Genomic DNA, 10,040 nt, shown 5'->3' with positions numbered 1-10,040 from the left:
ATCTGATTTTCCGGAAACGGGAGTTTTCAATACCTGAACGCCATAACTCTTCAGATATTTCATCCTTTTGTCAGGAAGAGCCACGCATATGAACTTGACAATACAATGGCCGATGATGCTGGCCCCCAAAGACGGGGCTGCCATTATTCGCATGAGTACCGGGCTGCTCCTGACGCTCCTTGCCGGCTGTTCGGAGAAAGCGCCCGCTCCCCCTCCGCCCATCCCTCAGGTGGAAGTCATTACTGTAGCCACTCAAACGGTCCCGGATGAACCGGAGTTTATCGGGCAGACAGAAGCCTTTCGTCCCGTGGAGATTCGATCGCAGGTAACCGGGATTATCAAGAAAGTCTTTTTTACCGAAGGCCGGAACGTCAAAAAGGATGATCGGTTGTATCTCATCGATCCTGTGCCCTTCAGAGCCATCTATCTCAGCGGCAAAGCCAGAGTGGCCCAGGCTCAGGCTGAGCTTGTCCAGGCTGAGCAGGACCTGGCTCGCGTAAAACCGCTTCTTGAGGAACAGGCCGTAAGCCGAAAAAATGTCGATGATGCCGTAGCGGCAGTACTGGGAACCAGGGCCGCGCTGGAGGCCGCGCAAAGCGATCTGGTCAAGGCGAAATTCGATCTCGATAACACGCTCATTACCGCACCCGTAAACGGCCGCATCGGACGCAGCCATTTCTACGAAGGGCGGTTGGTCTCTGCCCAGACCAACCTTTTGACCACCATCGATCAACTGGATCCCATGTATGTCAATGTGAGCGTTCCGGAAAGCTATCTCCTCCGGCGACGCCGCGAACTTGCGGAACATAAAGTCGAGCGGCCGGATATTTTTCAATTACGTGGTGTGATGACCTTTTCTGACGGAAGTGTATATCCAGAAGAAGGGATACTGGATTTTGCCGATGTTACCTTACGCTCCGAGACAGGAATGCTGCAGGCGCGATTTATGTTTTCCAATCCGGAAGGGGGATATTCTCCCGGGCAGTCGTACTTTTATCCTGGGCAGTTCGTCAAGATTCGTATCAAGGGCTATATACGGACCGATGCCATGCTCATCCCGCAGCGGGCCGTTCAGCAGGGACCCAAGGGATCGTTTGTTTATGTAATCGATGCGGAAGACAAAGCGGAACTTCGCCCGATTCATGCCAGCATGTGGCGTGGGAACGAGTGGTTGATCGAAGATGGTCTCCATACCGGAGAACGGGTGGTTGTGGAAGGTTTTCATCGCGTGCGGCCAGGCATTCAAGTAAGCACCATTCCATACCGGAATAAGAAGGCCTCGTCGAGTGAGCGTCCGGAGGAACAAGACGCGCAAAAGATGCCATGAACTCTCATTTTTTTATTGATCGTCCCATTTTCTCATCGGTCCTGTCCATCGTTATTGTGGTGGTCGGTCTGGTCGCGTTAAAGACGCTGCCCATCGCGCAGTTTCCGCAAATTACACCCCCCATGGTGCAGATTGACGCCGATTATCCGGGCGCCAGCGCGGAAGTCGTGGCAGAGGCTGTGGCGCGCCCGATCGAGGTACAGCTCCCCGGCATCGATAATCTTCTGTACTACGACTCCACAAGTACGAATGATGGGCATATGACGATGAGGCTCACATTCGAAATCGGAACAGACGTGGATATCGCCCAGGTTCAGACACAGAATCGGCAGCGCCTTGCCGAACCGCAGTTGCCTGACGAGGTCGTCCGCCAGGGCGTAACTGTTAAAAAGACGTCTCCGGATCTGCTGGCGGTCATCGCGCTGAGCTCCACCGATCCCCGCCATGACACCGTTTTTCTCTCGAACTATGCCCTGCTTCGAATTCTCGATAACGTCAAGCGGCTGCCGGGTGTCGGAGACGCCACTATTTTTGGCGGTCAGAACTATTCCATGCGGTTGATTCTTGATCCCGTCCGGATGGCTCAGCTCGACCTCACGCCAACCGAGATCGCGGCTGTGGTTCGAGAGCAGAATCGGGATTTCCCAGCTGGAAGAGTTGGGCGCGAGCCCACCTCCCAGGGCACCGAACTCACTATCCCGGTCATTACGCGGGGCCGAATGAGCGAGGTGAAGGAATTCGAGGACATGATAGTGCGGGCCTATCCGGATGGCTCCATGGTACGGATGCGGGACATCGCGCGAGTGGAACTGGGCGCCCAATCGTACGATCTTGAAGGTCGATGGAATGGAAAACCCAACACGTTTCTTTTGACCTTTCTTGCGCCGGGAGCCAATGCGCTTGATACCGTCCGGCGGGTCCGTGCGGAAATGGATAAGCTCGCCAAGAGTTTTCCGGCAGGCGTGTCCTACGATATTCCCTATGACACCACCACCTTCATTGATGTCTCCATCAAGGAAGTCCTGAAGACGCTCGCTGAAGCGACACTTCTGGTCATCCTGGTCGTTTTTGTTTTTTTGCAGAGCTGGCGTGCGACGCTCATTCCAGCCATCGCCGTTCCGATTTCGCTTATTGGAACCCTTGCTGGCATGGCAGCACTGGGTTTTTCGATTAATACCTTGACCTTGTTCGGCATGGTCCTGGCCATCGGCATCGTGGTGGATGATGCGATCGTGGTGGTGGAGAACGTTGAGCGGCACATGACCCAGGGCGGCCTGTCGCCCAGGGACGCGGCTAAAAAAGCCATGGATGAAGTGACCGGGCCAGTCATTGCAATCGTCCTGGTGCTGGCTGCCGTGTTTGTGCCGGTTGCCTTTCTGGGAGGAATTACCGGTGAGCTGTACAAACAATTTGCAATTACCATTGCCCTGTCAGTGGCCATTTCAGGGTTCGTGGCACTCACGCTGAGCCCTGCCCTGTGCGCCCTTGTTCTCAAGCCAGGTCACGGCCAGCCCAGGGGAATATGGAAAATGTTCAACCGCTCGTTTGGCTGGATACAGACCCGCTACGTTGGAGCTGTCGGAATCATCCTGAAACGATCGATGATGGCTCTGGTTATCTTCGGAGCGCTGATAGCGATCATCCTTGGCCTGTTCAAAACTATCCCGGGCAGTTTCCTTCCGGAAGAGGATCAGGGCTACTTTATTACCATCGTTCAACTACCGGATGGAGCTTCCAAGACACGGACGATAGAGGTACTGAGTAGAATCGAAAGTTACTTTAAGTCGATTCCGGCCATTCACTCGACAGACACTCTGGCCGGCCAGAATTTTGTTTTCGGGACGCGCGGAACAAATCAGGCGACAATGTTCGTCCCGCTGCATCATTGGGATACACGCAAGAATGCCGACGAACAAGTTCCCGGTCTTATTGCCGCGGCTTTTCAGGAATTTGCCAAAATCCCCGAGGCCCTGATCCTGGCCTTTAATGCCCCTTCCATCAGGGGCCTGGGTTCCACGGGAGGTTTTTCCCTCCAATTGCAAGACCCCAGCGGGGGTGATTTTTCCGAGTTCGCCGCCGTCGCTCAGGAATTTGTGGCCAAGGCTGTGGAACACCCTGCAATTGCGGCTGCCAGCACAAATTTTCGTGTGAGCGCACCCCGGCTCTATGCGCAGGTGGACCGGGAACGGGCCAAAGCGCTGGGCGTGCCCATTTCCGAGGTGTTCGATACCATGCAGGCTTATTTTGGGAATCTGTATATCAATGATTTCGTAAAATTCGGCCGCATCTATCGCGTGCAAACGGAGGCGCTCCCTGAATACCGGTCCAGCCCGGAGGATATCAGCAAGGTCTATGTGCGCGCCCAGAACAACGAGGGTCGCACCATGATTCCGCTGGACTCGGTCGTCACCACCGAGTTCACCAGCGGTCCGGACCCGGTCACGCATTTCAATGGATTCAACACCGCGCTCGTGCTGGGAGGCGCCGCACCCGGATACAGCTCGGGACAAGCGCTTGAAGCATTGGAACAGGTAGCCAACGAAATCCTGATTCCCAGGGGTTACGCGATCGAATGGAGCGGAATCTCGTTCCAGGAGCATAAAGCCGGGGGACAATCCATCGTGGTATTTGCCTTCGCCCTGCTCATGGTCTTTCTCGTCCTGGCCGCTCTGTACGAAAGCTGGTCGATTCCACTGGCAGTCATTCTCGCAATACCTTTTGGAGTCTTGGGCGCATTGCTGGCCATATGGACGCGGGGGCTGACCAATGACATTTATTTCCAGATCGGATTAGTAACACTGATCGGGCTGGCTGCAAAAAACGCGATCCTGATCGTCGAGTTTGCCAATCAGCGATACGCGACGGGTGTGCCGCTGGCTGACGCCGCGCTCGAAGCAGCGCATCTTCGTTTTCGGCCTATTGTTATGACTTCCCTAGCCTTTATTCTAGGGGTATTCCCCCTTGTGGTGGCTTCGGGGGCTGGTGCGGCCAGCCGGAATTCCATTGGAACAGGCGTGTTTGGTGGCATGCTGACCGCCACATTTCTGGCCATATTCTTTGTGCCGCTTTTTTTTGTAATGATTGGAAAAATAGCGCGACGAGGTAAGCATTCGGCGGCTGAAACTCGGCAAAGTGCGACTGACGCCCCCTTCTCGGAAAAAGAATCATCTTAAATGCTAAACCGGATGTTATTGTTGATCCAGGCGTTTCTGTCCGATGCGGAATTCTCACTCACGGCAGCACTCACCTGCATCTTGTCTTTCGAACCATGCGACAAGACTTTGGTTAGTGTGAATACGATAATGCCATTTCGGGCAATCGACCTCAGGAAACGGCATGATGCAATCTCATAATAGAATCCGGATTCTTCTATTATTCTCCAGCTTGCTCCTGGCATCTTGCGCCATGGGACCCGACTATTCCCGGCCTCCCATCGACACCGCCGAGAAGTTTCGCATGGCGCAAACGGAAGGGCAGTCCATCGCCAACCTCCCCTGGTGGGAACTCCTGCAGGATGAAGAACTTCAGCGGCTCATCAACCAGGCCTTGTTGGAGAATAGGGATCTCAAGCGGGCGGTGGCGAGCGTCGAGGAACTCCAGGCACGCCTGCGCATAGCACGCATGGACTTCCTTCCCAAAATGGACATAAACGCCAATGCTCCGGCGATGGGTACCCTCGGCGGCTTCCTGATACCCGGTTTTCCCACCCCTTTCAATTACTTTGGACAGACGACCCTCAACTGGGAGCTGGATATCTGGGGCAGGCTGCGCCGTTCCAATGAGGCTGCCCGCGCCGATCTGATGGCGCGTGAGGAAAGTCGCCGGGCGATAGTGCTAACGTTGGTAAGTTCGGTAGCACAGTCCTATTTCGATCTGCTGCAATTTGATATGCAATTGGATATTGCCCGGCGCGCCCTGGCATCGTGGGAAGAATCCGTTGCCATTTCCCGGGCCCAATTGCGAGGCGGGTTGATTTCCCGCCTCGATCTGGATCAGTTCGAAGCGGAGCGGGCCAACGCGACGGCCAGGGTGGCGGAACTTGAACGGCAGATGGTTCAGAAGGAAAATGAACTGAGTGTACTGCTGGGAAAAAACCCGGTGCCGATTGTGCGGGGCCACTCGCTGACGGAACAATTGATGCCGCCGGAAGTGCCCGCCGGCCTGCCTTCCGAGCTGCTGCAGCGGCGTCCCGATATTTTACAGGCGGAGCAAACCCTGGCGGCGGCCACCGCCAGAATCGGGATGGCCAAGGCGGCGCGGTTTCCCAAGCTCACCATCACGGGCTTTCTAGGGGTCGCCAGCCCGGCTTTATCCAATCTGCTGCTCTCGGGAAGCGAGTTTGGAGTGGGTGGGCTCGGACTGGCCGGCCCCTTGCTGAACGCGCAAGGCCTGGGTTTCGACCAGCGGGCCGCGGAAGCCCAGGCGAGGCAGGTATTGGCACAATACGAGCAAACCATCCTGGTGGCGTTCAAGGAAGTGGAAGACGCCCTGGTGGCTATTCGCACCGCCAATGACCAGCGCAAGACTCAGCAGGAGCAGGTCGAAGCGCTGCGCTCCGCTTTGCATGTGTCCGACCTTCGCTATAAGGGAGGCATTACGAGCTATGTGGATGTGCTCCTTGCCAAGCGTAATCTGTTCAATGCCGAATTCGCGCTTACGGCAACACACCGTCTGCATCTGGTGTCCATCATTCAGCTCTACAAAGCTTTGGGTGGAGGTTGGTCGCCAACGTAAGAATCACGCGCCATTTTTATCTTTTTTTCTCCATTTTACGGCAATCTATTTTGCTACCCCTGTTATGCCCGGCATCAACCCGGGCGCTTCCTTCAGCAAGAATTTTCTGAATGCCTGTGCCACGCTTGAAAGGCGCTTATTTTTACGGTGCACCACATGCCAGTGACGCATGATAGGAAAGTCCTGTACATCCAGAATCTTCAGCCGCTTGGTCTCCAGCTCCAGCTCAGCGGTGTGCAATGACACGATCCCAAGTCCCATTCCCGCCTGCACCGCCTGTTTGATCGCCTCGCTGGTATCGGTTTCCATGCCCCGGTTAATGGAAATATGATGTGCCATAAAGAAGCGCTCCATTGCTCCACGCGTACCGGAGCCAGGCTCGCGCACCAGGAACGTTTCCTGCTCCAGTCTTTTTACCGGAATGTGGCGAACCTTGCATAATGGGTGATCCGGTGGAGCAATGATCACGAGCGGGTTTTCCATGAATGAGTCAGTGGCGATATCCAGGCCATCCGGAGGCTGGCCCATAATGGCGAGATCGATCACATTGTCGGACAATTGCTTCAGCACCGTTTCCCGATTGGAAACATTAAGGTTTACGGTAATGCCGCTGTAGCGCTGGCAAAACCGGGCCAGAAGGTGCGGGGCAAAATATTTGGCAGTGCTCACCACCGAGATATGGAGCTTACCCCGTTCGAGACCCTTCAATTCGTCCAGCGCAAGTTCCATATCGGCCAGTTGCTGCGAAATTGCCCGGCTATAATGATAAAGTTCGCGCCCGGCATCAGTCAGATAAATTTTCTTGCCTAGCTGTTCAAACAGGGGCAGGCCGATGTTGTCTTCTAATTGCTTGATTTGCATGGAAACCGCCGGCTGTGTGAGGAAGAGATCTTCCGCGGCACGCGAAAAACTCAGATTGCGGGCGACCGATTCGAAAACTTTTAGTTGCCTGAGCGTGAGATGTAGCATGAGGGAATATATTGCAAACAATAAGCTTTATCTTATCATAATCATTAAAATTATTAATTTGTTCTTATGGTCAACTATCGATATAGTGAACATCAGGATTTCAAGCACTTATGCAAATGGTAATGTCTGTAACGCTCCCCTCGTTCCCATGGAAATGAGTGGAATTTAACTGGAGAAAATACTATGGCAGGGAAAACATATAACGCCGGCGTGAAAGAGTACCGGCAAACCTACTGGATGCCGGATTACACGCCGCTGGATACCGACATTCTGGCATGTTTCAAGATTACCCCCCAGCCAGGAGTTGACCGTGAAGAGGCCGCTGCAGCGGTCGCCGCAGAATCCTCCACGGGCACCTGGACCACGGTCTGGACGGATCTTCTGACCGATCTGGATTACTACAAGGGCCGTGCTTATCGCATTGAAGACGTGCCCGGTGATGATACCTGTTTCTATGCTTTCATTGCCTACCCAATCGACCTGTTCGAAGAAGGCTCTGTGGTCAATGTGTTCACTTCCCTGGTCGGCAACGTGTTCGGCTTCAAGGCCATCCGTGGCCTCCGCCTGGAAGATGTCCGCTTCCCCATCGCTTATGTGAAAACCTGCGGTGGCCCCCCCCACGGCATCCAGGTTGAACGGGACATGCTCAACAAATATGGCCGCGCTTTGCTGGGCTGCACCATCAAACCCAAGCTGGGCTTGTCCGCCAAGAACTACGGCCGGGCTGTATATGAATGTCTGCGCGGCGGCCTGGATCTGACGAAGGATGACGAAAATGTTAACAGCCAGCCTTTCATGCGCTGGCGTCAGCGTTTCGACTTTGTCATGGAAGCCATCCATAAAGCCGAACGTGAAACCGGCGAACGCAAGGGTCACTACCTGAACGTAACCGCACCCACCCCGGAAGAAATGTACAAGCGTGCCGAGTATGCAAAGGAAATCGGCGCACCCATCATCATGCACGACTATATCACTGGCGGCTTCTGCGCCAACACCGGCTTGGCCAACTGGTGCCGAAACAACGGCATCCTGCTGCACATCCACCGCGCCATGCACGCCGTAATCGATCGTAACCCGCACCACGGTATTCATTTCCGCGTACTTGCCAAGATTCTGCGTCTATCCGGTGGCGACCATCTCCATTCCGGTACCGTAGTTGGCAAGCTGGAAGGTGACCGTGCCGCCACTCTGGGCTGGATCGACCTGATGCGCGACAGCTTCATCAAGGAAGATCGCGCTCGTGGCATCATGTTTGATCAGGACTGGGGTTCCATGCCTGGCGTGTTCCCGGTTGCTTCCGGCGGTATCCATGTTTGGCACATGCCGGCACTGGTCGCTATCTTTGGCGATGATGCCTGCCTGCAGTTTGGCGGTGGAACCCTGGGTCACCCATGGGGCAACGCCGCCGGCGCGGCTGCCAACCGCGTCGCGCTGGAGGCCTGTGTCGAAGCCCGTAACCAGGGTGTACAGATCGAGAAGGAAGCCAAAGCTATTCTGACCAAAGCTGCGGCTTCCAGTCCGGAACTGAAGATCGCCATGGAAACATGGAAAGAAATCAAATTCGAATTCGATACCGTGGACAAACTGGACGTCGCTCATAAGTAAGGCATACATTCACGTGCGCACTAAACATGCGCCGTGATTCAAACTGAATAACACAGGAGTTAATAATGTCTGAGATGATAGATTATAAAAGCCGTCTGAACGATCCTTCCAGCCGCAAATTTGAAACCTTCTCGTATCTGCCTGCGATGGATGATGCAAGTATTCGCAAGCAAGTCGAGTACATCGTGAAAAAGGGGTGGAATCCTGCCATTGAGCACACCGAGCCCGAGTATCTGATGGATAATTACTGGTACATGTGGAAGCTGCCGATGTTCGGCGAGACCGATGTCGACCACATTCTGGCGGAGGCTGATGCTTGTCACAAAGCCAATCCCAACAATCATGTGCGCCTGGTGGGCTATGACAACTTTGCCCAGTCCCAGGGTACCGCTATGGTAATCTACCGCGGCAAGACGGTTTAAGCGGCGGCGGGAAATCTACGGCCCCCGTCGCCGAAGGGTGCGGGGGCTTTTGTTCGTCTAAAAAGTTAAACACTCGCTGCCCCGTTTGCGCGACGTGTTCATTTGTGCGCATTGCCGGAGAATCTGATAAACATGCCCAATATCATCGAACAGTACCATATTACCAAAGAACCCTACTACCGCCCTGTCGCCGACGAAGTCGAGCTATTTGAGGCCGCCTATTCCGTGCGCATGCCTATGATGCTTAAAGGTCCTACCGGTTGCGGCAAGACCCGTTTCGTCGAATACATGGCATGGAAACTCGGGAAGCCGTTGATTACCGTAGCATGTAATGAGGACATGACTGCTTCCGATCTGGTGGGCCGGTTCCTGCTCGATGCGCACGGCACACGCTGGCAGGATGGACCGCTGGCCATTGCTGCCCGCTATGGAGCCATCTGTTATCTTGACGAAGTCGTGGAAGCGCGTCAGGACACCACTGTGGTGATTCATCCGCTGACCGATAATCGTCGCGTATTGCCGCTTGAAAAGAAGGGTGAACTCGTACACGCCCATCCCGACTTTCAGATCGTGATTTCCTACAACCCCGGCTACCAGAGTTTAATGAAGGATTTGAAACAATCCACCAAGCAGCGTTTCGGTGGCCTGGATTTCAATTATCCCGAGCATGCGATCGAAACCGAAATCGTCGCGCATGAAACCGGTGTGACGAAAGACATTGCGGAAAAACTGGTCTCGATCGCTGAACGTGCACGCAACCTCAAGGGGCACGGTCTGGATGAAGGCATTTCCACTCGCATGCTGATTTATGCAGGCAGCCTTATTGTCAAAGGGGTAAACGCGCACGCTGCCTGCCGGGTCGCCTTGGTGCGTCCGATCACCGACGACCCTGACATGCGCGATGCGCTGGATGCAGCCGTCGCAACCTTCTTTTGAGAGCAGGCTGTAAGGAACATCTGAATGGACTCCCAAATTTTTACCAG

The 10,040-nt window shown here is 54.6% G+C and carries 7 protein-coding genes; 6 read left to right on the top strand and 1 reads right to left on the bottom strand.

Translation table 11 applies throughout. From position 1 onward, the window contains the following. The first annotated feature begins 88 nt into the window (after positions 1-88). The 3 genes from EBAPG3_RS05615 (at position 89) to EBAPG3_RS05600 (ending at position 6,061) form a co-directional block, all read left to right on the top strand. Entirely contained in the window at positions 89-1,327 is a 1,239-nt protein-coding gene (locus tag EBAPG3_RS05615; protein ID WP_004174048.1) for an efflux RND transporter periplasmic adaptor subunit, read from the top strand. Next, positions 1,324-4,500, top strand: coding sequence for a multidrug efflux RND transporter permease subunit (locus EBAPG3_RS05610; protein ID WP_004174050.1), 3,177 nt, complete (start codon positions 1,324-1,326; stop codon positions 4,498-4,500). The genes EBAPG3_RS05615 and EBAPG3_RS05610 overlap by 4 nt, the downstream gene beginning before the upstream one ends. A 163-nt stretch (positions 4,501-4,663) precedes the next feature. After that, on the top strand, positions 4,664-6,061 hold the full coding sequence (locus EBAPG3_RS05600) for an efflux transporter outer membrane subunit (RefSeq protein WP_004174052.1): 1,398 nt from the start codon (positions 4,664-4,666) through the stop codon (positions 6,059-6,061). 45 nt (positions 6,062-6,106) lie between these two features. Here EBAPG3_RS05600 and EBAPG3_RS05595 read toward each other — a convergent pair whose 3' ends face one another. After that, positions 6,107-7,030: a LysR family transcriptional regulator gene (locus EBAPG3_RS05595; protein ID WP_004174053.1), complete on the bottom strand. Its 924-nt coding sequence runs from the start codon at positions 7,028-7,030 to the stop codon at positions 6,107-6,109. A 183-nt stretch (positions 7,031-7,213) separates the two neighbouring features. Here EBAPG3_RS05595 and EBAPG3_RS05590 point away from each other — a divergent pair, with 183 nt between their 5' ends. The 3 genes from EBAPG3_RS05590 to EBAPG3_RS05580 all read left to right on the top strand — a co-directional run bounded on the left by EBAPG3_RS05590 (position 7,214) and on the right by EBAPG3_RS05580 (position 9,993). Further along, the gene (locus EBAPG3_RS05590) at positions 7,214-8,635 is read left to right on the top strand and encodes a form I ribulose bisphosphate carboxylase large subunit (RefSeq protein WP_004174059.1); all 1,422 of its coding nucleotides are present in this window, start codon (positions 7,214-7,216) and stop codon (positions 8,633-8,635) included. A 65-nt stretch (positions 8,636-8,700) separates the two neighbouring features. Next, positions 8,701-9,057 carry a ribulose bisphosphate carboxylase small subunit gene (locus EBAPG3_RS05585; RefSeq protein ID WP_004174062.1) on the top strand — a complete coding sequence of 119 codons (357 nt, stop codon included), beginning with the start codon at positions 8,701-8,703 and terminating at the stop codon, positions 9,055-9,057. 132 nt (positions 9,058-9,189) lie between these two features. Beyond that, positions 9,190-9,993 carry a CbbQ/NirQ/NorQ/GpvN family protein gene (locus EBAPG3_RS05580; protein WP_004174063.1) on the top strand — a complete coding sequence of 268 codons (804 nt, stop codon included), beginning with the start codon at positions 9,190-9,192 and terminating at the stop codon, positions 9,991-9,993. Positions 9,994-10,040 lie beyond the last annotated feature (47 nt).

It is taken from the genome of Nitrosospira lacus (assembly GCF_000355765.4).
Taxonomy (GTDB): Bacteria; Pseudomonadota; Gammaproteobacteria; order Burkholderiales; family Nitrosomonadaceae; genus Nitrosospira; species Nitrosospira lacus.
The sequence above is the reverse complement of the archived record's forward strand: the minus strand, read 5'-3'. Positions and strand labels throughout refer to the sequence as shown.

What these genes read in the sequence shown, in the direction of transcription:
- EBAPG3_RS05615 (WP_004174048.1), top strand. Translation starts at nt 89, where the DNA reads ATGAACTTGACAATACAATGGCCGATGATGCTGGCCCCCAAAGACGGG.
- EBAPG3_RS05610 (WP_004174050.1), top strand. Translation starts at nt 1,324, where the DNA reads ATGAACTCTCATTTTTTTATTGATCGTCCCATTTTCTCATCGGTCCTG.
- EBAPG3_RS05600 (WP_004174052.1), top strand. Translation starts at nt 4,664, where the DNA reads ATGATGCAATCTCATAATAGAATCCGGATTCTTCTATTATTCTCCAGC.
- EBAPG3_RS05595 (WP_004174053.1), bottom strand. Translation starts at nt 7,030, where the DNA reads ATGCTACATCTCACGCTCAGGCAACTAAAAGTTTTCGAATCGGTCGCC.
- EBAPG3_RS05590 (WP_004174059.1), top strand. Translation starts at nt 7,214, where the DNA reads ATGGCAGGGAAAACATATAACGCCGGCGTGAAAGAGTACCGGCAAACC.
- EBAPG3_RS05585 (WP_004174062.1), top strand. Translation starts at nt 8,701, where the DNA reads ATGTCTGAGATGATAGATTATAAAAGCCGTCTGAACGATCCTTCCAGC.
- EBAPG3_RS05580 (WP_004174063.1), top strand. Translation starts at nt 9,190, where the DNA reads ATGCCCAATATCATCGAACAGTACCATATTACCAAAGAACCCTACTAC.